General features: G+C 59.8%; 22 protein-coding genes. 20 read left to right on the top strand and 2 right to left on the bottom strand.

The window, feature by feature from the left end; all coding sequences use genetic code 11:
• Nucleotides 1-24 precede the first annotated feature (24 nt).
• From tapM to ACB028_RS02575, 19 genes are all read left to right on the top strand, one after another.
• Entirely contained in the window at nt 25-1089 is a 1065-nt protein-coding gene (gene tapM / locus ACB028_RS02665) for a PilM family type IVa pilus assembly protein TapM (RefSeq protein ID WP_042025676.1), read from the top strand.
• A complete protein-coding gene (gene tapN / locus ACB028_RS02660; protein ID WP_042072279.1) occupies nt 1077-1652 on the top strand; it encodes a PilN family type IV pilus biogenesis protein TapN in 576 nt (191 codons plus the stop codon). The genes tapM and tapN overlap by 13 nt, the downstream gene beginning before the upstream one ends.
• On the top strand, nt 1649-2245 hold the full coding sequence (tapO, locus tag ACB028_RS02655; protein ID WP_026455954.1) for a PilO family type IV pilus biogenesis protein TapO: 597 nt from the start codon (nt 1649-1651) through the stop codon (nt 2243-2245). The genes tapN and tapO overlap by 4 nt, the downstream gene beginning before the upstream one ends.
• Complete coding sequence (locus ACB028_RS02650) at nt 2245-2778, top strand: pilus assembly protein PilP (protein ID WP_042072277.1); 534 nt, start codon at nt 2245-2247, stop codon at nt 2776-2778. Before tapO ends, ACB028_RS02650 begins: the two co-directional genes overlap by 1 nt.
• 16 nt (nt 2779-2794) lie before the next feature.
• Entirely contained in the window at nt 2795-4990 is a 2196-nt protein-coding gene (locus ACB028_RS02645) for a type IV pilus secretin PilQ (RefSeq protein WP_371143423.1), read from the top strand.
• A 191-nt stretch (nt 4991-5181) separates the two neighbouring features.
• Entirely contained in the window at nt 5182-5700 is a 519-nt protein-coding gene (gene aroK, locus ACB028_RS02640; RefSeq protein ID WP_042025672.1) for a shikimate kinase AroK, read from the top strand.
• A gap of 14 nt (nt 5701-5714) precedes the next feature.
• Nucleotides 5715-6794, top strand: coding sequence for a 3-dehydroquinate synthase (aroB, locus tag ACB028_RS02635; RefSeq protein WP_371143422.1), 1080 nt, complete (start codon nt 5715-5717; stop codon nt 6792-6794).
• On the top strand, nt 6787-8346 hold the full coding sequence (locus ACB028_RS02630) for an SPOR domain-containing protein (RefSeq protein WP_371143421.1): 1560 nt from the start codon (nt 6787-6789) through the stop codon (nt 8344-8346). The genes aroB and ACB028_RS02630 overlap by 8 nt, the downstream gene beginning before the upstream one ends.
• 70 nt (nt 8347-8416) lie before the next feature.
• The gene (locus ACB028_RS02625; RefSeq protein WP_042025669.1) at nt 8417-9289 is read left to right on the top strand and encodes a Dam family site-specific DNA-(adenine-N6)-methyltransferase; all 873 of its coding nucleotides are present in this window, start codon (nt 8417-8419) and stop codon (nt 9287-9289) included.
• Nucleotides 9290-9472: 183 nt separating this feature from the next.
• Nucleotides 9473-10147, top strand: coding sequence for a ribulose-phosphate 3-epimerase (rpe, locus tag ACB028_RS02620; protein ID WP_371143420.1), 675 nt, complete (start codon nt 9473-9475; stop codon nt 10145-10147).
• Nucleotides 10134-10802: a phosphoglycolate phosphatase gene (locus tag ACB028_RS02615; RefSeq protein ID WP_042025667.1), complete on the top strand. Its 669-nt coding sequence runs from the start codon at nt 10134-10136 to the stop codon at nt 10800-10802. Before rpe ends, ACB028_RS02615 begins: the two co-directional genes overlap by 14 nt.
• Nucleotides 10803-10844: 42 nt before the next feature.
• Nucleotides 10845-11849 carry a tryptophan--tRNA ligase gene (gene trpS, locus ACB028_RS02610; RefSeq protein WP_342010376.1) on the top strand — a complete coding sequence of 335 codons (1005 nt, stop codon included), beginning with the start codon at nt 10845-10847 and terminating at the stop codon, nt 11847-11849.
• Nucleotides 11850-11969: 120 nt separating this feature from the next.
• Entirely contained in the window at nt 11970-12185 is a 216-nt protein-coding gene (locus ACB028_RS02605) for a hypothetical protein (RefSeq protein WP_026455946.1), read from the top strand.
• A 21-nt stretch (nt 12186-12206) separates the two neighbouring features.
• Entirely contained in the window at nt 12207-12788 is a 582-nt protein-coding gene (locus ACB028_RS02600; protein WP_042025665.1) for an aminodeoxychorismate synthase component II, read from the top strand.
• A gap of 276 nt (nt 12789-13064) precedes the next feature.
• Entirely contained in the window at nt 13065-14282 is a 1218-nt protein-coding gene (locus ACB028_RS02595; RefSeq protein WP_042025664.1) for an aspartate aminotransferase family protein, read from the top strand.
• A gap of 75 nt (nt 14283-14357) precedes the next feature.
• Nucleotides 14358-15377 carry an arginine N-succinyltransferase gene (gene astA, locus ACB028_RS02590; RefSeq protein WP_124239825.1) on the top strand — a complete coding sequence of 340 codons (1020 nt, stop codon included), beginning with the start codon at nt 14358-14360 and terminating at the stop codon, nt 15375-15377.
• Nucleotides 15378-15447: 70 nt separating this feature from the next.
• A complete protein-coding gene (astD, locus tag ACB028_RS02585) occupies nt 15448-16917 on the top strand; it encodes a succinylglutamate-semialdehyde dehydrogenase (RefSeq protein ID WP_371143419.1) in 1470 nt (489 codons plus the stop codon).
• A gap of 64 nt (nt 16918-16981) precedes the next feature.
• On the top strand, nt 16982-17779 hold the full coding sequence (locus ACB028_RS02580; protein ID WP_371143418.1) for a DUF1338 domain-containing protein: 798 nt from the start codon (nt 16982-16984) through the stop codon (nt 17777-17779).
• A 245-nt stretch (nt 17780-18024) separates the two neighbouring features.
• Entirely contained in the window at nt 18025-18285 is a 261-nt protein-coding gene (locus tag ACB028_RS02575; protein ID WP_371143417.1) for a hypothetical protein, read from the top strand.
• A 64-nt stretch (nt 18286-18349) separates the two neighbouring features.
• Here ACB028_RS02575 and ACB028_RS02570 read toward each other — a convergent pair whose 3' ends face one another.
• A complete protein-coding gene (locus ACB028_RS02570) occupies nt 18350-18946 on the bottom strand; it encodes an HAD family hydrolase (RefSeq protein WP_371143416.1) in 597 nt (198 codons plus the stop codon).
• Nucleotides 18947-19114: 168 nt separating this feature from the next.
• Here ACB028_RS02570 and ACB028_RS02565 point away from each other — a divergent pair, with 168 nt between their 5' ends.
• Complete coding sequence (locus ACB028_RS02565) at nt 19115-20479, top strand: MDR family MFS transporter (protein WP_371143415.1); 1365 nt, start codon at nt 19115-19117, stop codon at nt 20477-20479.
• A 72-nt stretch (nt 20480-20551) separates the two neighbouring features.
• Here the strand turns inward: ACB028_RS02565 and ACB028_RS02560 are convergent, their stop codons facing one another.
• Nucleotides 20552-21691: an MFS transporter gene (locus ACB028_RS02560; RefSeq protein WP_371143414.1), complete on the bottom strand. Its 1140-nt coding sequence runs from the start codon at nt 21689-21691 to the stop codon at nt 20552-20554.
• Nucleotides 21692-21701 lie beyond the last annotated feature (10 nt).

The raw sequence follows: 21701 nt of genomic DNA, 5'->3' as shown, positions 1-21701 counted from the left end.
ACCCCATAACGCATGGATGTGTATATGTTTGGGCTATTTAGCAAAGGCTCCCTCCTCCCCTTGGTGGGCGTTGATTTTGGCAATCAGACCATCAAGGCCGTCACCATCAGCGGACGTCCCGGCAAACTGCACATAGATGCGGTGGCCGATATCGTTACCCCGAAAGGGACGCTGGTCGATTACCAGCTGCAGGATATCGAGCGGGTCAGCCAATCCCTCAAAAACCTCAAACGCCAGCTCTCGGGCCACAGCGACTATGCCGCCACGGCGGTGACGGGCTCCAACGTCATCACCAAGGTGATCCAGATTGATGCCAGCCTGAGTGATAAAGAGCTGGAAAATCAGGTTCAGCTGGAGGCCGAACAGATCATCCCCTTTCCCCTCGATGAAGTGAGCCTCGATTTCGAGGTGCTGGGCACTACCAGCAACAATGAAGATCGCCAGGATGTGCTGCTCAGTGCAGCCCGCACCGAGAGCGTCAATGGCCGGGTCAGCGCCCTTGCCGAGGCCGGTATTGTCGTCAAGGTCGTCGATGTGGGAGCCCATGCGTTGGGGCGTGCCGTGTTGGCCTGCTTGCCTGAGTTGAAGGAGAGCGATCGGCCGGTCGGGGTGATCGATATCGGTGCCAGCGCCATGACCTTCGCCGCTTTGGTCAAGGGGGAGGTGATCTACTCCCGTCTGCAGAACTTCGGTGGGGATCAATACAGTCAGGCGCTCTCCTCTTTTTATGGGATGGCACTGGATGAGGCGGAGCAGGCCAAGATCAAGGGAACCCTGCCGGTCGACCACGAACTCGATGTACTGATGCCTCATATCAATGCATTGCTGCAACAGGTTCGTCGCAATATCCAGCTGTTTTGCAGCTCTTCCGGTTATCGCGAGATTTCGAAGCTGGTGCTGACCGGTGGGGGCAGCCTGCTGCCGGGTCTGTCACTACAGGTGCAGGAAGAGGCCAATTGCGAGGTGTTGCACCCGGATCTGTTTGCCCTGTTTGGCAAACCCAAAGGGGAAGCCGAAGCGACCCACGGCGCTAAATATATGACGGCATTCGGGTTGGCTCTGAGGAGTTTCACGCCATGTCAAATATAAACCTGCTGCCATGGCGTGAAGCCAGGGCCCAGCGGCAGAAGAAAGAGTTTGGCGCCCTGCTGGGGGCATTTGTGCTGGTGACGGTGGCATTGGGATTTGGCGCCGACTGGTTGGTCAATCGTCAGGTCAGCGCCCAACAGCAGCGCAATCAGCGACTGGTGCAGGAGATGGCTATCCTGGATGCCCAGTTGGGCGAGATCCGCTTGCTCAAGGAGCGCCGCAAGGAGTTGATCGACCGGATGCAGTTGATCGAACAGCTGCAGATGCGCCGCAACCTGCCCGTCCGCCTTTTTAATCAGTTGCCCTCCCTGGTGCCCAACGGGGTTTACCTCAACACGCTCTCCATGCAGAACAACATCATCGATGTGAATGGCAAGACCGAGGCCTATGGTCGGGTTGCCAGCATGATGCGCCGTATCGATGGCTCGGGCTGGCTGAGCCAGTCGAAGATCAGCACTATTTTTGCGGCGGATGTCGCTCCCGTATCCCTGAGTCAATTCTCCATGATGTTTCTGGTGGCCAAGGCCTCCGCGACTGACGATGTGGCCAAGGAGGGCAAATGAATCTTCAGCAATTGAACGAGCTGGATATCAATGACATCGCCAGCTGGCCGAAATGGGCCAAAGGGATCTTCATCTTTTTTTGCTGTGCGTTGACGGGAGGCGCCCTCTATTACTATGTGATCGCCAATTCGCTGACCCTGCTGACTCAGGAGACCGACAAGGAGACCGAGCTGAAAGCCCAGTTTGAAAGCAAGGCGATGCTGGCGGCAAACCTGGGTGCCTATAAGGAACAAATGGTGACGCTCGAGCAGATGGTCGATACCCAGCTCAAGCAACTGCCCAATACCCATGAAGTGGCGGGCTTGCTGGACGATATCAGCTTTATCGCCACCGACAACGGTTTGAAACTCAACCGGATCAACTGGGAACCCGAGGTCAAGCATGAGTTCTCGACCGAGCTTCCCATGCGTATCGAAGTGGTGGGCAGTTACCACGAGATCGGCAAGTTCACCGCGGACATGGCGGCCTTGCCCCGTATCGTCATTCTCGACTCCTTTACCCTGGGACAAAACAAGGATGCAGGGGATCTGATCTCGATGTCGATGCTGGCCAAGACCTACAAGTACAACGGCAAGACAGGGGAGGCGAAGTAATGAGACGCATCTGCTGGTTGTTGCCTGCCTTGCTGCTGGCTGCCTGTGGTGGCCAGGAGGACATGGATGCTTATGTGGCTCAGACCAAGGCACGCCCTCCCGTCCCTATCGAGCCTCTGCCAGAACTCAAACCCTTTTCTCCCATGGCATACCAGCAGCGTGAGCTGCGCAGCCCCTTCATGGCACCGCAGCCGGAGGCGGCTGGCGGGGGGGACAACAGTGCCAAACTGCAACCGGATTGTGCGCTGGTGGTGAAGGATCGTGAAAAGGAGATGCTGGAAAATTACTCCCTTGCCAGTTTGTCGATGCAGGGTTCTTTGGGCAAAACAGGGCAATTGTGGGCTCTGATCCGTACGCCGGATGGTCAATCGGTACGGGTAGGCCTCAACCAATATATGGGTCTGGATCAGGGGCGCATTATCAAGATCTCCGATACAGCGGTGGATTTGCTGGAAACCATTCCGGATGGGAAGGGGTGCTGGGTAACAAGAGAAACCCAGTTGGCCATGGCCAATATGCAAGAAAAACAATAATCAGGGACGAACAGCAATGAAAACAACAAGAGAGTGTGTAACCAAAGTGGCTCTGCTGTTTTGTGCCAGTGCCTTCTTCGGCCAGGCCTGGGCGGTGGCAACCCTGCAGGAAGTGAAGGTGAATCCCTTGCTTGCAGACCAGTTGCAACTGGAACTCAGTTTTAGCGAGCCTGTCAGCGGCTTTACCGATCGCCTCTCCTACCAACCCAACCAGCTGTTGCTGCATGTGCCCGGTGCGATGGGTGCATTGAAAGTGAACCCCTTGCCGATCCAGCGCCAGGGGGTCGACAGCATCAAGGTGGAAGGCAAGGGCGCCGGGCTCGACATCAAGATTGCTCTCGATCAGCTGGCGCCCTATCAGGTCAGGCAGCAAGGCAGCAAGTTGCTGGTGTCGCTGGGGGAAGGGGCATCTTCCTCCTCTCTTGGCAGCAATGACAGTGCATTGTTGGCACCCGCAGTCACCGCTTCGACGCCCGCTTCCTCCCCGTCGGCACTCATCAATACCCAGGTGGTCGCCAAGTCGATGCCGGCGACAGCGCCGGTGGCTGCCCCGACAGCCTCCAAACCCGTGCTCAACAGTTATCAGAGCAACGGCGGCGGAGCCTATTTCAACTCGGTGACCGGTGTTGATTTTCGCCGCGGCAAGGATGGCCAGGGTGAGTTTCTGGTGACGCTGGACAACAGCTCGGCGGCCGTGGATGTGAGCAGCCGGGGCCAGACGGTACTGGCCAAATTCCACGGCACCCGGGTGCCGGATGGCTTGCTCAATCTCATCAATGTGCAGGATTTCGCGACGCCGGTCTCCCAGGTGGAGGTATCGCGTCAGGGCAACGATACCCTGTTTGAGCTGTCGGTGAATGGCCAGTTTGACTATCGCTACGATCAGGCTGACAAGCTCTTCATCATCGAGGTGAAAAAGCGCGCAGCTACCGCTGCCAAGCAGTATCAGGGCAAGCCCATCTCCTTGAACTTCCAGGATATCCCCGTTCGTACCGTGTTGCAGTTGATCGCCGATTTCAACAATCTCAACCTGGTAACGACCGATTCGGTCGGGGGCAACATCACCCTGCGGTTGGATGGCGTGCCCTGGGAGCAGGCCCTCGACATCATTCTGAAAGTGCGGGGGCTGGACAAGCGGCTGGATAACAACATCCTGCTGGTGGCTCCTGCCGACGAGATTGCGACCCGGGAGAAACAGCAGCTTGAGAGCCGAAATCAGGTGGCGGATCTTGCCCCGCTCTACACCGAATATCTGCAGATCAACTACGCCAAGGCATCCGAGGTGGCTGCCCTGCTGTCATCCGACAGTACCAAGCTGCTCTCCCCCCGTGGCGCCGTGAGCGTGGATGAGCGCACCAACGTGTTGGTGGTCAAGGATACGGCGGATGTGATCAGCAGCATCAAGCGGATGCTCGACATTCTCGACATTCCGGTCAAGCAGGTGGTGATCGAAGCCCGCATGGTGACCATAGATGATGGCTTTGACGAGGCCCTCGGGGTGCGCTGGGGGGTAACCAAGAACGACGGGCACGGCAACAGCACCTCGGGCAGCATCGAAGGCAATGATAGCTCCGGCAACGATAACGGTGTGTCGGCCATCACCAGACCCGGCGCCGATGACAGGTTGAACGTCAATCTGCCGGTGACCAATGCGGCCGGTACCCTGGCCTTCCAGGTTGCCCGTTTGGCCAATGGTACTCTGCTGGATCTCGAGCTCTCTGCTCTTGAAAAAGAGAGCAAGGCCGAGATCATCGCAAGCCCCCGGGTTACCACGGCCAACCAGAAACCGGCGCTGATCGAGCAGGGTACCGAGATCCCCTATGTGGAATCCTCCTCCAGCGGGGCGACCTCTGTCACCTTCAAGAAGGCGGTGCTGAGTCTGAAAGTGACGCCGCAGATCACCCCTGACAACCGTGTCATTCTCGATCTGACCGTGACCCAGGATACCAAGGGTGAAACCGTGCCGACCGGTACCGGCGATGCCGTCTCCATCAACGCCCAGTCCATCACCACCCAGGTGCTGGTCAACAATGGCGAGACGCTTGTGCTCGGCGGCATCTATCAGCAGACCATCAAGAGCGATGTGACCAAGGTGCCGTTGCTGGGGGATATCCCGGGGTTGGGGGCGCTGTTTCGCAAGACCACCAGCGAAAACAAAAAGCGCGAGCTGCTGATTTTCGTGACGCCCAAGATAGTGACCGACGCTTTCTGAAGGCTTTACATGTGAAGGTAAAACACATATAACCTTACGCCCCAATGAGGCTGGGGCGTAAGGGCTGCGGTTGCCAGTCCTGATTTCTATTGAGATAATCCCCCTCCTGATCCATCGCAAGATAAGGTTCATAGGTACCCCGATCCAGTATTTATCGGGGTCGTACAGTTTGTAATTACTAACGAAAAGACATGGCTGAGAAACGCAATATTTTCCTGATAGGTCCCATGGGTGCGGGCAAGAGCACCATAGGTAGACATCTGGCAGAACAACTGCATATGGAGTTTTTCGACTCAGATCATGAGATTGAGCGCCGCAGTGGTGCTGATATCAGCTGGGTGTTCGATGTTGAAGGCGAAGAGGGTTTCCGTATTCGCGAAGAGAAGGTGATCGGCGAGCTGTCGGAGCAGCAGGGTATCGTGCTGGCGACCGGTGGCGGTGCCATCAAGAGCCGCGAAACCCGCAACAAGTTGTCTGCCCGCGGCATCGTGGTCTATCTCGAAACCACTATCGAAAAGCAGCTGGCGCGCACCCAGCGTGACAAGCGTCGCCCCCTGCTGCAGACCGAAGAGCCGGCACGTGAAGTGCTCGAGCGTCTGGCAAAAGAGCGCAATGCCCTGTATGAAGAGGTGGCCGATTTTGTGGTGCACACCGACGACCAGAGCGCCAAAATCGTTGCCAATCAAATTGTAAAACTGATCGGTATGTAATCTAGAGGACGTCCATGGAACGGTTGAAGGTCGAACTGGGTGAACGCAGCTATCCCATCGAGATAGCCGCAGGCTTGTTGCAGCGCCCCGAGGTGCTGGCATCGGCCATCAAGGGCAAGCGGGTGATGATAGTGACCAATACGGTCGTCGCCCCTCTCTATCTTGAACGGGTCAGCGCCCTGCTGTCGGATTTTCAGGTAGAACACCTGATCCTGCCAGATGGCGAGGCCTACAAGAACTTGGCGACCTTTGAGCAGATCATGTCTGCTCTGCTTGGAACCAACCATGGGCGTGATACCACGCTGATCGCCCTGGGGGGCGGTGTGATAGGGGATGTGGTGGGCTTTGCGGCAGCAAGCTATCAACGTGGCATTCCTTTTATCCAGATCCCGACCACACTGCTCTCCCAGGTTGACTCCTCCGTCGGCGGCAAGACCGCCGTCAATCATCCCCTCGGCAAGAACATGATCGGGGCTTTCTATCAGCCCAGACAGGTCATCATCGACACCGAGTGCCTGAGCACCCTGCCTGCGCGTGAATTTGCCGCCGGAATGGCCGAGGTGATCAAATACGGCATCATTTGGGATGCCGAGTTCTTCAGCTGGCTGGAGCAGAACATGACCCGTCTGCAACGGCTGGACCCTGCCGCCCTCTCCTATGCCATCAAACGCTGCTGCGAAATCAAGGCCGATGTGGTCGGGCAGGACGAGACCGAGCAGGGGGTACGTGCACTGCTCAATCTGGGTCATACCTTTGGTCATGCCATCGAAGCCGAACAGGGTTATGGCAACTGGCTCCATGGCGAGGCCGTTGCGGCCGGCACCATGCTGGCGGCCGACACTGCGCTGGCCAGGGGTGAGATGACCGAATCACAGGTGGCACGCGTTCGCGCCTTGCTGCTGGCGGCCAATCTTCCCATCAAGGCCCCGGCCGAGATGGATTTTGCCGCCTTCATTCGCCATATGCGCCGTGACAAGAAGGTCCTCGAAGGCAAGTTGCGCCTGGTATTGCCGGTGGGTATCGGCCATGCACAGGTGGTGGCCGATGTCTCCGATGCCGAACTGTTGGCGGTGATCGAGTCTGGACGTGACTAATAATAAGCTGCTTAAGCTTCCTTCCCAGCGGCAGCTGGTTGACCGGCTGCTGCATCTGATTGAATTCAATCACCCTTTCATTTTTCTCTCCGGCAAACCGGGCAGTGGTCGCGGCACTCTGTGCGAGACCCTGATCAGCCAGTTGCCGGAAAAGGTACGTGTCGTCAGCCTGATTGGCACGCCGGCCATGAAGATGGCGGATGTGCGTCAGCTGCTGCTGCCCCAGGTGGTGGCCCGTCCCCTGTTCAATCCTCAGGACGCGCTGGCAGACAGCTTCTTTCGCATGCTGGAGGGGGCCAAGCCGGCGACCCTGCTGCTGATCATCGAACGGGCCGATGAGCTGCCTGCCGACGTGCTGGGAGAGCTGTGGGCCATCAGTCGTCACAACGACACCCTGGCGGCACCGCACCAGCTGGCCATCCTGGTCTCGGGCAGTGACACCTGGTGTCGTAGTCAGCGGCCACTGCTCAAGGGACGCGCCATGCCGCCTCTCGAGCTGGAGGTCCAGTCTCTGAGTCCGCCGGAACAACGCATCTTCCTGTACGAGAAAGCTAAGGAGCTCAAGATCCCGACGGCCCTCTTGCCCAAAGTGAAAGTGGAAGAGATCCTGACAACGGCAAGTGGACACCCGTCCACCATCATGCAGTTACTGGAGGATATCATGACCGACAGAAGGCCCAAGAAGCGTCAGGCAGAACTGCCTGTCAAGAAGATTGCCCTCTCTATTGCCGCGCTGGCGGCTGGCCTGCTGGCCCTGAGCTATCTGCTGCCGGCCCTGTTTGGTGGCGACACCTCCACCACACCTCAGGAGTCGACTCAAACGACGGCCCTGCCGCCTCCGGTTCCGGGCGATTCTCCCGTCACTGCGGGTGGCGCCGATGACGGAGCCGCCAAGGGACAAGATGATGGCGCAGCTACGAATCCCAACGCCGTGGTCAAGGATTGGCAGCCGGAGTCGAAAGTACTGCCCAAGTCGGTAGAGAGTGATACCGTCACTACCGAGTCCACCAATTATGAAGGGCGCCGGGTGGTGATCTCCGATGAAGTCGTCCAGAAGTTGATGACGGATCCCGGTGTGAGCGGTGCCCTGCCGACCGAGGTGGTCGACGAGCTGACCGGCAAGAGCACAGTAGCCAGCGGCGCCGTTGCCAGCGCGGCAAGCGGCGCACAGCAAAAGCCTGTCAAGGCAGCCGAGCCTTCGGCCACTACGAGCCAACCGGCCGTTCAGCCGGCGGCTGTGCCGGCTCCCAAGGTGGCCCTGACCCCGGTGGCGACCCTGAACAAGAAGGCACGCAACCACTACAGCATCCAGCTGATGGGGGCGAGCAACACCAAGGCGGTGGATCAGTTTGTTGCCGAACATGGTTTGTCCGGCAAGGTCTGGGTTTATCAGACCCAGTTCCGTGGCAGCCCCTGGTTTGTGGTGCTGCAGGGGGACTACGCGACCCTGACCCAGGCCAAGAGCGCGATCCGCAAGCTGTCGCCAGCCCTGCTGAAGGGGCAGCCCTGGCCCAAGTCGTTTGCCCAGGTACAAAAAGAGCTGAAGCAATAGCCTTGATACCGGATAAGGGGGTAGAATCATCCCCCTTTTTGGGTCTTGCCTTCTTACACACCGGATTTCCATGAAGAAAACACGCGCTTTTTTAAAATGGGCCGGGGGAAAATACTCCCTGGTTGAAGAGATCGCCGAGCGCTTGCCGGCCGGGCGTGTGTTGCTGGAGCCCTTCGTCGGGGCCGGGTCCGTGTTTCTCAACACCGACTACGACGCCTATGTGCTCAACGACATCAATCCGGATCTCATCAGTCTCTACAATCATCTCAAGCTGACGCCGGATAACTTTATCGACGAGGCGCGCAAGCTCTTTGTAGCTGAACACAACCACAAGGCGGCCTATTACCGGCTGCGCACCCAGTTCAACCACACCGAAGACACCTTCGAGCGGGCGTTGCTGTTCCTGTTCCTCAACCGTCACGGTTTCAATGGCCTGTGTCGCTACAACAAGAAGGGTGGTTTCAACGTGCCTTTCGGTTCCTACAAGAAGCCCTATTTCCCGGAGAAGGAGCTGTGGGCCTTCGCCGAAAAGGCGCAGAAGGCGACCTTCATCTGCGAAAGCTACGCCGATGCCATCAAGCGGGCTGAGGAGGATTGGGTGATCTACTGTGATCCCCCTTACGCGCCGCTCTCCACCACGGCGAGCTTTACCACCTATGCGGCCGGTGGCTTTACCCTGGATGATCAGGCGGTGCTGGCCCGTCTGGCCCGCCACACCGCCGCCCATAAAGGGGTGCCCGTGCTCATCAGCAACCACGATATCGAACTGACCCGCGAGCTCTATCGCGGTGCCCGTCTTGACGAGATCCTGGTCAAGCGCACCATCAGCCGCAACGGCGGTACCCGCAACAAGGTGGCCGAACTGCTGGCGCTTTATCCGCCCGGCATAGAGCCCGAACAGGGCTATTACCCAAGCGACAGCGAGCTGCTGCCGCTGAGCTGATAAAACGGCGCCCTCGGGCGCCGTTTTTTGTTGGCGTATTGTCATCCTTCAGGCTGGCATTGGGATCGTGGAGAGGATGGCGGGAAGGATTGCCCCCTTTCTCGGCCTTTCGAGTCGTTTTCACCGGATATTTACGCTAAAATTGCGCCGTTTTTTCTCCCTGGCTGCCAATGGATGATGCTGATGAAAGACTTTCTGATTGCCCCCTCGATCCTCTCCGCCGATTTCGCCCGTCTGGGTGACGATGTTGCCAAGGTGCTGGCCGCCGGTGCCGACGTGGTTCACTTCGACGTGATGGACAACCACTATGTGCCGAACCTGACTATCGGCCCCATGGTCTGTCAGGCCCTGCGCGACTACGGCATCGAGGCGCCCATCGACGTCCACCTGATGGTCAAGCCGGTGGATCGCATCATTCCCGATTTCGTCAAGGCCGGGGCTTCCCTCATCACCTTCCACCCGGAAGCCTCCGATCACGTTGACCGCTCCCTCGGTCTCATCAAGGAGCAGGGCTGCCAGGCTGGTCTGGTGCTGAATCCGGCCACCTCTCTCTCCTGCCTCGAGTATGTGATGGACAAGCTGGACGTGATCCTGCTGATGTCGGTCAACCCGGGCTTCGGTGGCCAGAGCTTCATTCCCGGTACCCTCGACAAGCTGCGCCAGGTGCGCCGCCTGATCGACGAGAGCGGCCGCGACATCCGCCTCGAGATTGACGGTGGTGTCAAGGTCGACAACATCCGCGAGATCGCCGAGGCCGGTGCCGACATGTTCGTGGCCGGTTCCGCCATCTTCGGCAAGCCGGACTACAAGGCCGTTATCGATCAGATGCGTGCGGAGCTTGCTGATGTCCGTCGTTAATCGTGAATTTGATCTGGTGCTGTTCGATCTGGATGGCACCCTTATCGACAGTGCCGCCCAGCTGGCACTGGCGGTCAACCGTACTCTGGCCGACCTGGAGCTGGCCGAGGCCGACGAGGCGCTGGTGCGCACCTGGGTCGGCAACGGTGCCGACAAGCTGATCCAGCGGGCGCTTGCCCATTGCGAAGCCGATCCGGCGCTGTTTGCCAAGGCCCGTGCCCTGTTTGACGGTCACTATCAGGCTTGCCTGCTGCAAGGACTGGACATGTATGAGGGGGTGGAGCAGAGCCTGCGCCGCCTGCAGAAACTGGGTTACCGCCAGGCGGTGGTAACCAACAAACCGAGCCAGTTCGTGCAGCCCATTCTCGATGCCCTCGGCATTGCCGATTGCTTCGCACTCTGGCTTGGTGGCAACTGCGTACCCCAGAAGAAACCCAATCCGGAGCCCCTGCTGCACGCCTGCCACGAACTGGGGGTGAGCCCGGCTCGCACCCTGATGGTGGGCGACTCCGAAAATGACGTGCTGGCTGCCAAGGCGGCCGGCATGAAGGTAGTGGGGCTCACCTACGGCTACAACTATGGCCGCCCTATCGCCGATTCCCATCCTGACTGGGTATGCGAGCAGTTTGCACAGCTCGATGCACTTTTGGTCTAATAGCGCAGCTGGGCTGGCTGAATAACAAGGATTACTACTCTCATGACTAAACCTATCGTATTGAGCGGCGCACAGCCCTCTGGCCAACTGACTATCGGCAACTACATGGGAGCCCTGCGTCAGTGGGTCAACATGCAGGATGAGTACGATTGCCTCTACTGCATCGTCGACCTGCACGCCATCACTACCCGTCAGGATCCGGTGGCACTGCGCAAGGCCTGTCTCGATGCCGCCGCCCTCTATCTGGCGGTGGGGATCGATCCCAGGAAGAGCACCGTTTTCATCCAGTCCCACGTGCCGCAACACGCCGAGCTGGGCTGGATCCTCAACTGCTACACCCAGATGGGTGAGCTGTCGCGCATGACCCAGTTCAAGGACAAGTCCGCCCGTTTCGAGAACAACGTCAACGTCGGTCTGTTTGGTTATCCGGTGCTGATGGCGGCCGACATCCTGCTCTATCAGGCCAATCAGGTGCCGGTCGGCAACGACCAGAAGCAGCACCTGGAGCTGACCCGCGATATCTGCACCCGTTTCAACAACCTGTACGGCGAGGTGTTCACCATGCCGGAGCCCTTCATTCCGACCGAAGGGGCGCGGGTGATGAGCCTGCAGGATCCGACCAAGAAGATGTCCAAGTCAGACGACAACGAGGCCAATTTCATCGGCCTGCTGGAAGACCCCAAGCAGATCGTCAAGAAGATCAAGCGTGCGGTTACCGACTCCGACGATCCTGCCGTGGTGCGTTTCGATCCGGAGAACAAACCAGGAGTCTCCAACCTGCTGACCCTGATGTCCGGGGTGACCGGCCGCTCCATCCCGGAGCTGGAACAGCACTTCGAAGGCAAGATGTACGGTCACCTCAAGACCGAAACTGCCGAGGCCGTGGTGGCCTTGCTGGAGCCCATCCAGGCCCGTTTCCACGAACTGCGTCAGGATGAGACTCATCTGATTGCTATTTTGGCGGAAGGCGCACAAAAGGCGCGCGAAAGAGCTGAAAAAACCCTGACCAGCGTATATGATGTAGTCGGCTTCGTTCCTCGAGCCTGACATACTGGGAAGGTGTAGTAGAAGAGAGCTGGGTATTTGCCTGGCTTTCTTTATTTTCCCTGCTGTTAATTGTTTAATTATTTCCCTTTTTCAACCCGGGTTATTTCCCCAAGAGCAAGTATGTCCGTTCAATCAAATGTCTCCGTTGAAGAGCTGAGTGACAAGGGTCACTGGCTGCGTAAATTCCGCAAGGCTAAAAACCTCAATACCCTGCAACTGATGGTTTCCAATGCCATCGACAAGCATCACAAAACTCCCGCCATTGCTGCCGCCATCTATCTGGCCGAATGCCAGCGTGAACGGGAAATGGAACAGGGTCGTTTTCTCGACCGTTAATTCTCGGCCACTGGTTATCACATGCTGTTATTGATCGATAACTACGATTCCTTTACCTGGAACCTGGTGCAATATTTTGGCGCCCTGGGACAAGAAGTAGTGGTCAGGCGTAATGATGAGCTGACTCTGACCGACATTACGCAATTATCTCCCCGCTATCTGGTTATTTCTCCCGGCCCCTGCACGCCCAACGAGGCGGGTATTTCCCTCGCCGCTATTACCCATTTTTCCGGCCGATTGCCCATTCTCGGTGTCTGCCTTGGTCACCAGTCCCTGGCACAGGCGTTTGGTGCCCGCGTGGTGCGAGCCCGTCAGGTGATGCATGGCAAGACCTCGCTCATTCGCCATCGGGGCGAGGGGGTCTTCAAGGGGCTCAAGGATCCGCTGCGGGTGACCCGCTATCACTCGCTGGTGGTAGAGCAGGCAACGCTACCCGATTGCTTCGAGATCACCGCCTGGAGCGAGCATGCCGATGGCTCGTTTGACGAGATCATGGGGCTGCGCCACAAGACGCTTGATGTCGAAGGAGTTCAGTTCCATCCGGAGAGCATTTTGAGTGAGCAAGGCCACCAGTTACTGGCCAATTTTCTCGCTCGTTCGTAAAAATTCGTGATCACCCTCTCAGAATCGAGAGAAGGCAAAAAAAATTTCCCTGATAGTTTATTCACTGCCCCTCCTGCCCAAATTATCTCTTGCCAAGCCCCCTTGATACGTTATGCAATGCGGTTGCCTAAAATCTCAAGGCTAATCGAAGATTGTTCCCCATAGTCCGTTTTGTTACAGACTTTTTACTTTATTTCTGTGATAATCCCGTCACGTTTACACGGATTTAACTTTTGGGCGGTGGATTATTCTGCTGCCAGTTCGAAGGAGAGCTATATGTCAGAGTTGTTGGCAGTGACACGTGAAGTGTTTGATGAAGTGATGGTTCCCAACTATGCGCCGGCCAAGATCATCCCGGTGCGTGGTGAGGGGTCGCGTGTCTGGGATCAGGAAGGCCGTGAATATATCGACTTTGCCGGCGGTATCGCGGTCAATGGTCTGGGTCATTGTCATCCCAAGCTGGTCGACGCCCTGAAAACCCAGGGCGAGAAGCTGTGGCATCTCTCCAACGTGATGACCAACGAGCCGGCCCTGCGTCTGGCCAAGAAGCTGGTCGCCGCCACGTTTGCCGACAAGGTCTACTTCTGCAACTCGGGCGCCGAGGCCAACGAGGCGGCCCTCAAGCTGGCCCGTCGTTACGCCATCGAGAAGTTTGGTCCCCACAAGACCCAGATCATCGCCTTCCATCAGGGTTTCCACGGTCGTACCTTCTTTACCGTGAGCGTGGGTGGCCAGGCCGCCTACTCCGACGGTTTCGGTCCCAAGCCTGCCGACATCACCCATGTGACCTACAACAATCTGGAAGAGCTGGCTGCCGTCATCTCCGACAATACCTGCGCCGTGGTGATGGAGCCGCTGCAAGGTGAGGGTGGCATCATTCGTCCCACCGACGAGTTTGCCAAAGGGGTGCGCGAGCTGTGCGACAAGCACAATGCACTGCTGGTTTACGATGAGGTGCAGTCCGGTGTCGGTCGTACCGGTGAGCTCTACGCCTATATGGGCCTGGGCGTGACGCCGGACATCCTCACCAGCGCCAAGGCCCTTGGCGGCGGCTTCCCCATCGGCGCCATGCTGACCACTACCGAGATCGCCTCCTACCTGAAAGTGGGCACTCACGGCTCTACCTACGGCGGCAACCCGCTGGCCTGTGCCGTCGCCGAGGCAGTGCTCGACGTAGTCAACACCCCGGAAGTGCTTAGCGGCATCAAGCAGCGCGAGCAGCTGTTCCGCGACGGCCTTGAAGCCATCAATGCCAAGTACCGTTGCTTTAGCGAAGTGCGTGGCCAGGGCCTGCTGCTGGGCGCCGTGCTGAACGAAGACTACAAGGGGCGCTCCCGCGATTTCCTGCTGGCCTCCATCGATCAGGGGTTGATGGCGCTGGTCGCAGGGACCAACGTGGTGCGTTTCACTCCGTCTCTGGTGATCCCGGAAGCGGACATCAAGGAAGGGTTGGCCCGCTTTGAGAAGGCGGTTGCCCAGGTGGTTAACGCCTGATCCAAATTGAGGTGGGGAGTCCTCCCGGCTGGAGCCGGGGCCCCACCTGTCGTCAATGAAAGGGAGTTGTCATTTATGTTGGTTATCCGTCCCATCGAGCAAAAAGATTTTGCCGGGCTCAAGACCTGCGCCGTCGAGTCCGGCACCGGCATGACCTCGTTGCCCGTCAACGATGAGTTATTGCAGCGCAAGATCGATGCCTCGACCCAGACTTTTTCGGACAAACCGGCGGGCAAGGGGGATTGCCTCTACTTCTTCGTGGCCGAGGATCTGGAGACCGGCGAGATGGTCGGTACCTGTGCCATCGACGCCGCGGTCGGCCTGTCCCAGCCGTTTTACAACTATCACATCGGCAAGGTGGTGCACTCTTCCCCCAAGCTCGGTGTCTACAACGTGGTGGAGACCCTCACCCTCTCCAACGACTACACCGGCAATTCCGAGCTCTGCACCCTGTTTCTGCGTGAATGCGCCCGCGAGGGGCTCAATGGCCGCCTGCTCTCCAAGCACCGTTTCCTGTTCATGGCCGAGCACCCAGAACTGTTTGACGAAACCGTCTTCGCCGAGATGCGCGGCGTTTCGGACAGCGATGGCCACAGCCCCTTCTACGAGTGGCTGCAGACCCACTTCTTCTCGATGGATTTCCCCACCGTCGACTATCTGACCGGTATCGGCAAGAAGCGCTTCATCGCCGAGCTGATGCCCAAGTACCCCATCTACGTCAACTTGCTGAGCAAGGAGGCGCGTGCCGTCATCGGCCAGACTCACGAGAAGACCCGCCCGGCCATCAAGATGCTGCAGGACGAGGGGTTTGTGAACCGTGGCTACGTCGACATCTTCGACGCGGGCCCGGCGGTGGAGTGCGAGCTGAAGAACATCCGCAGTGTGCGCCGCAGCCAGAAGCTGCGCGTGCTGATCGGCGAGCCCATCGGTGGTCACCCTTACCTCCTTTGCAACACCCGCTTCGAGCAATACCGCGCCTGCTACGGCAATATCCGGGTCGATCACGACAAGCAGGAAGCCATCATTCCACCCAAGATGGCGGCGGCGCTCAAGGTGCAGGATGGCGACATGGTGCGAGCCGTCGATCTCGACTGATCCGGCTGGCGGCAATACCGAATATGAAACAGGCAGCCTCGGCTGCCTGCACACCACAGGGAGTGAATGGATGAGTCATTTAGTGCAGTTTATCGATGGCCAGTGGCTGGCCGGTGAAGGCAAGCCGTTCGAATCAAAGGATCCGGCCAAGAATCAGGTGATCTGGCAAGGGGAGGCCGCCAGCGCCGCCCAGGTCGATGCCGCCGTCAAGGCCGCCCGCCATGCCTTCTATCATTGGTCCGATCTGGCCCTCGACGAGCGTCTGGCCATCGTGCGCCGCTACGCCGACCTGCTTGGCGAGCACAAGGAGGCACTGGCGCTGACCATCGCCCGCGAAACCGGCAAGCCGCTGTGGGAGACCCGCACCGAGGTCGCCGCCATGCAGGGCAAGATCGCCATCTCCATCCGCGCCCATGACGAGCGCACCGGCACGGTCGAGAATCCCATGCCGGGTGCCAAGGCCTTCGTGCGCCACAAGCCTCACGGCGTAGTCGCCGTGTTCGGCCCCTACAACTTCCCGGGCCATCTGCCCAACGGTCATATCGTTCCGGCGCTGATCGCCGGCAACACAGTCGTGTTCAAACCCTCCGAGCTGACCCCCATGGTGGCCGAGGCCATGGTCGAGGTGTGGCAGGAGGCGGGGCTGCCCAAGGGCGTGCTCAACCTGGTGCAGGGTGAGGTCGAGACCGGTAAGGCGCTGGCGGGCAACCCCGGCATTGACGGTCTCTTCTTTACCGGCTCTTCCCGCACCGGCCACCTGCTCCATCAACAGTTTGCCGGCCAACCCGGCAAGATCCTGGCCCTCGAGATGGGCGGCAACAACCCGCTGATCGTGAAAGACGTGAGCGACATCGACGGTGCCGTCCATGCCATCGTGCAATCCGCCTTCATCACCTCCGGCCAGCGCTGCACCTGCTCGCGCCGCCTGTTTGTCGAGCGTGGTGAGCGAGGCGATGCCTTGGTTAAGCGTCTGGTGGAGGTGGTCGGTCAGATCAGGGTCGGCCATTACGATGATGCGACTCAACCCTTTATGGGCGCCATGATCAGCGAGAAGGCGGCGCTGGGCATGGTGGCGGCACAAGCCAACCTGCAAGCGCTGGGGGGAGAGAGTCTGCTCACCCTCAAGCACCTGGAAGCGGGTACCGGCTTCGTCTCCCCGGGCATCATAGACGTCACCGGTGTCGCCGCGCTGCCGGATGAAGAGTACTTCGGCCCACTGCTGCAGCTCATTCGTTACGACGACTTCGATGCCGCCATCGATCAAGGGAACGCCACCAGTTTCGGCCTCTCGGCCGGCCTGCTTGGCGACAAGGAAGCTGACTGGCAGCACTTCTTCAAGCGCATCCGCGCCGGCATCGTCAACTGGAATAAGCCCATCACAGGCGCCTCCAGTGCCGCGCCGTTTGGCGGTATCGGAGCCTCCGGCAACCACAGGGCAAGCGCCTATTATGCCGCCGACTATTGTGCGTATCCGGTAGCCTCCGTCGAAGACAGCAAGGCGAGCATGCCGGAGCAGCTGTCCCCCGGCCTGACTTTCTGACAATAACGAAAAAGGGGCACCCTTTGGGTGCCCTTGTCTGTACCCGCAATCAAAGGAAAGAGAGATGCAAAAGGATATCGATACCCTGTTCAGTCATCTGTGGGACAACTACATCAAGGTAACGCCGAGCGCCCTCAAGGTGCATGCCCTGCTGGGCGGCGGCGAGCCCATCATCAACGACCATGTGGCGTTTCGTACCTACAACCTGCCCACGCTGGGGCTGGAGAAGCTGGCGGCCCACTTCCTGGCGCTCGGTTACGAGCAGAAGGGGGAGTATGAGTTCAAGGCCAAGAAGCTCTACGCCAAGCACTTCGAACATAAAGATCCGGATGCCCCCAAGGTATTCATCAGCGAGCTGAAGGTGGAGGAACTCTCCCCGGCGGCCCAGGACATCATCCACAAGCTGGTGGATCAGGTCCCCGCTCACCTGACCGATACCCATGCCTTCCTCTACGCCGGTGCGCCCTGGCAGGTCTCCTGGGCCGACTACCAGACCCTGCTGGCGGAAAGCGAGTACGCCGCCTGGATGGCGGCCTGGGGCTATCGTGCCAACCACTTCACGGTCAACATCAACCAGCTCAAAGAGTTCGACACCATAGAGCAGGTGAATGCGGCGCTGAAAGCGGCCGGGTTCGTGCTCAACTGTGTGGGTGGCGAGGTGAAAGGGGATCCGCAGGTGATGCTGGAGCAATCCTCCACCATGGCCGACAAGGCCGATGTGGCCTTCAGCGACGGTGTGCACACCATCCCGAGCTGCTTCTACGAATTTGCCCTGCGTTACCCGCAGGCCGACGGCACCCTCTACCCGGGTTTCGTCGAGGCGTCGGCCGACAAGATTTTCGAATCCACCAACGCCATGTAATGGCGCTCTCGTCGCACATGTGGCGATAGCCAGAGTGACATAAGCAACGCCTCCTTTCGGGAGGCGTTTTTATTGCTGGCGATAGAATGGGGACAGTTGTCGAGAATGGGAGAGAGGGAAAGGCTCCTGCACTCCTGCAAGTGTGTCCATTTTGTTGGCCAAATTGTGAAGGGGATCACCAATTGCGTCCCGGGCAGGGATGGGAAAAGGGGTAGAATGGCGCTTTCTTTTTAGGGGGTCGTTCGATGCCTTATTATCATTTTTTCAAGCAAGGTCAGGCTCTTACCTATCTCGATGCCAATGCGCCCAGCTATGGTGACGAGCGTGGCCATCTGATTGAGCAGGGTTTTTCTCCCCTTGCGGCCCCTACCTTTGCCGACAGCCCGGCAGCCGCCCTGGCGCAACTGCAAGGTCAGGAGGAGATGGAGAACGCGCTCGGGGCACATGACGACTTTTATGTGGCCAACTCGCACCCTGCTACCATAACCGGCGTGTCGGGAGTCTGATCCCGCCTTCCCGGCCAACCGCCGCTCTTTTCCTCGCTTGTGGGGAGCATTCGCTCAATCTGTACTATCGCGGATCCGGCTCTCCCTCAATCACCAGCATGGTTTCCATCCCTGCCGCCTTGCCGGCTTCGATCCCGATCTGGGTGTCCTCAAAGACCAGGCAGTTGGCCGGATTGACCCCAAGTTGTCTGGCCACCTCCAGGAAGGTGTCCGGATGTGGCTTGTGGTTACTCACATCATCGGCGCTCACCACCACCTGGATATAGGCATCAAGCCCGGTGCTCTTTAAGATCGACTCCGCCTGATTGCGCGGCGACCCTGTGCCAATGCCCATAGGTATCTTGCCGTGGCACTGCCGGACCAGCTCCCACATGGCAGGAAAGACGCTGACCCGATCGATCTGTTCCAGATAGAGAGCAATCTTGCGCCGGGCGAAGGCCTCGACGTCGACCGTCAGCCCCTGCTGCTCGGCCAGCATGGCGATGATCTTGCGGGTCGGAATGCCGCCATACTGGTAGAGCTGAGCGCGCTCGAAGGGGATGCCGAATTCGGCGCAGGTGAGCGCCCAGGCGTCCAGATGCAGGGGCATGGAGTCCACCAGGGTGCCATCCATGTCGAAGATCAGGGCGTCGTAATGAGCAAAACTGTCGTAGGCATGCATGGCGGTTCCTCGGAGCAAATGGAGCAGACTAGCAGATTGGGTGCGGCATGAGTGGGATCTGCTTCATGGTTGTGCGGGAGAGGGCCATTTTTGTCCTCTTGCTGATTTGTGTGACAATGATCTGCCCGTGATAGGCCGAGTTGGCCAGCCTGAATAGCGAGTCGTTCCATGTCCCCAAAAACCATCTTCTCGAGCGTGGCGCTGGTGATCGCCCTGGGCTCACTGGAAAAGAGCATAGTCACCACGCCGCTGCCGATGATAGGCGCCGAGCTGAACGCCGGTGCCGCTCTCACCTGGGTGGTCACCGCCTACTTGCTGGCTGCCACCGCAGTGCTCCCTCTCTACGGCAAGCTGAGCGATCAGTTCGGCCGGGTGAGAATGCTCAACATCGGTATTGGACTGTTTCTGACAGGTTCCGTCGCCTGTGCCCTGGCCCAGGATCTGCCGACCTTGCTGGCTGCGCGAGTGCTGCAGGGGATGGGAGGAGGGGGGCTGATTGCGCTCGCCTTCACCGTCATCGCCGACACCATACCGCCGCGGGAGGTGGGCAAATATCAGGGCTATATCTCGATGGTCTATGCGGTTTCGAGCATCGCCGGGCCCCTGCTCGGCGGCTACTTTACCGAGCAGCTGAGCTGGCGCTGGATCTTCTGGATCAACCTGCCACTGGGGGCGCTCGCCCTCTGGCTCATCAACCGCAACCTCAAGCAGCTCAATGTGCGTCGCCACAGTCGCTTCGACTGGAAGGGGGCGGGCCTGCTCATCACGGTCACCACCCTGACTCTGTTGCTGCTGTCGCCCGAAACCGCCCTGCCCGCCATCTGGCTGGCCGCCGCCCTGGTGCTCGCCCTGTTGTTGCTGATCCAGATCGAACGCCGTGCCCACGACCCCATACTGCCGGCCCATCTGGCGCGGCTGCCCGGTTATCTGGTGAGCGTGCTGCTGGCGATGCTCTCTCAGCTGCTGATGTTCGCCATGCTGGTCTATCTGCCCCTCCAGATGCAATGGCAAAAGGGGATGAGTGCCAGCGAGAGCGGGGTGAGCCTGGTGATCTTCATGGTTTGCATCACCGTCGGGGCCTTTGTCGGTGGCAAGCTCATTAGTCACACCGGCCGCTACAAGCGCTTCGTGGTGGTCGGGTTTGCCCTGGCGGCGCTGGCTCTGTGGCAAATCCACTTCGACGCCTGGGTCAGGTTGGCCCTCGGCTTTGCGGGCCTGGGGTTGGGACTGGTGCTGCCCGCCCTCTCGGTGGTGGTGCAAAATGCCCTGCCACGGGAGGATCGCGGCATCGGCATGTCGTTGTTCAACTTCGGCCGGGAGCTGGGGGGCGCGGTCGGGGTTGCCATCTGCGCCGTGCTGTTCCATTCCGCCCTGCCAACGGGCTCCAGCCACAATTTGGCCAGCCTGAGCCCGACCGTGCTGGCCCCGGGTTTCAGCACCACCTATATCGGCATGGCGCTGATCGCCAGTGCCGCACTGCTCATCACGCTACTGGCGTTGAAACGCCACGAGCTGGCCGACATGCACGCCTGATGGCAAGGCAATAGATAAAAAGGGCTCCTGCGGGAGCCCTTTTGTTATGGTGTCGGCACCAGGCTGTTGCACTCAGCCGGCCAGTCGCACCGGGCGCAGGGCGAGGATAGCCCCGCCAAACAGCAGCAGGGCCAGCAGGGCCATGGCCATGAGGCCGGCGCTGTAGGCAAAGCCGGCGACGGCGGACCAGAGCGCCACCCCGAGGTGCATCAGGGTCATGGCCAGCGACATCAGCATACCGCGCTGGGCCGGGGCGAGCTGGGCGATGTAGCCCTGCAGTGCCGGCGAGCCGATGCCGCCGGCCAGCGCCCACAGACCCAGCGGCAGGGCGAGGCTGGCCAGGCTGCCGGCCGGATAGAGGTAGAAGAAGGCGCTGACCAGGGCGCACACCACCAGGGCGCCGCGCATCAGGGGGCGGCCGCTCTCCACATAGCCGGCCAGGCGCGGCATCAGCACGTTGCCGACCACGCTGATCACGCCAAGGGCGCCGTAGAGCAGCCCCACCGACCAGACGGGCAGCCCCTGGCTGTCGTGCAGGTGCTGGCCGACCAGGTTGAACAGGCCGATGCCGCCCCCCAGCCCCAACCCCATGGCGAGCAGGGCGCCGAGTGCCCCCGGAATGGCCAGCACCGAGCCTTGCGGCGCGGGGGGCGTGCCGTTCGCATGAACCTGCGGCGTGCGCGCCGTGAGCCAGGCCAAGGCGCCGGCCACGGCCCAGGCGCAGAGGCCGAGCACGATGAAGGGGGTGCGCCAGCTGCTGAGCTGGGCCAGCAGGGCGCCCACCGCCGGGCTCGAGATCATGCCGAGGGTGAGTCCCGACTGCACCCAGGCGATGCGCTTCATGGCGTCGGCCGGCGCGCCGTCCGCCGCCATGGCGAAGGCGATGGGGAGCATGCCGGCGCTGGCCAGCCCGGTGATCACCCGGGTCGCCAGCCCAACCTCGAAGCTCGCCACCAGGCCGGTGGCCACCGAGGCGGCGCCAAACAGCAGGGAGGCCGGCAGCATCACCCGCAGCCGGCCGTGGCGATCCGACAGGCCGCCGAGCAGGGGGGCGATGAGGGCCAGCGCCACGCTGTAGGCGGTGATGAACAGGGTCACCCGTTCCGGGGCGACGCCCAGCTCGGTGCCGATGGGGGCGAGCAGGGGGCCCAGCATCAGCTCGTCGGCCCCGACCAGAAACGCAATCAAAAACAGCAGTACTTTCAGTAACATAATTTTTATT

Source organism: Aeromonas sp. S9(2024), from assembly GCF_041403185.1.
Classification (GTDB): Bacteria; Pseudomonadota; Gammaproteobacteria; order Enterobacterales; family Aeromonadaceae; genus Aeromonas; species Aeromonas enteropelogenes.
The sequence above is the reverse complement of the archived record's forward strand: the minus strand, read 5'-3'. Positions and strand labels throughout refer to the sequence as shown.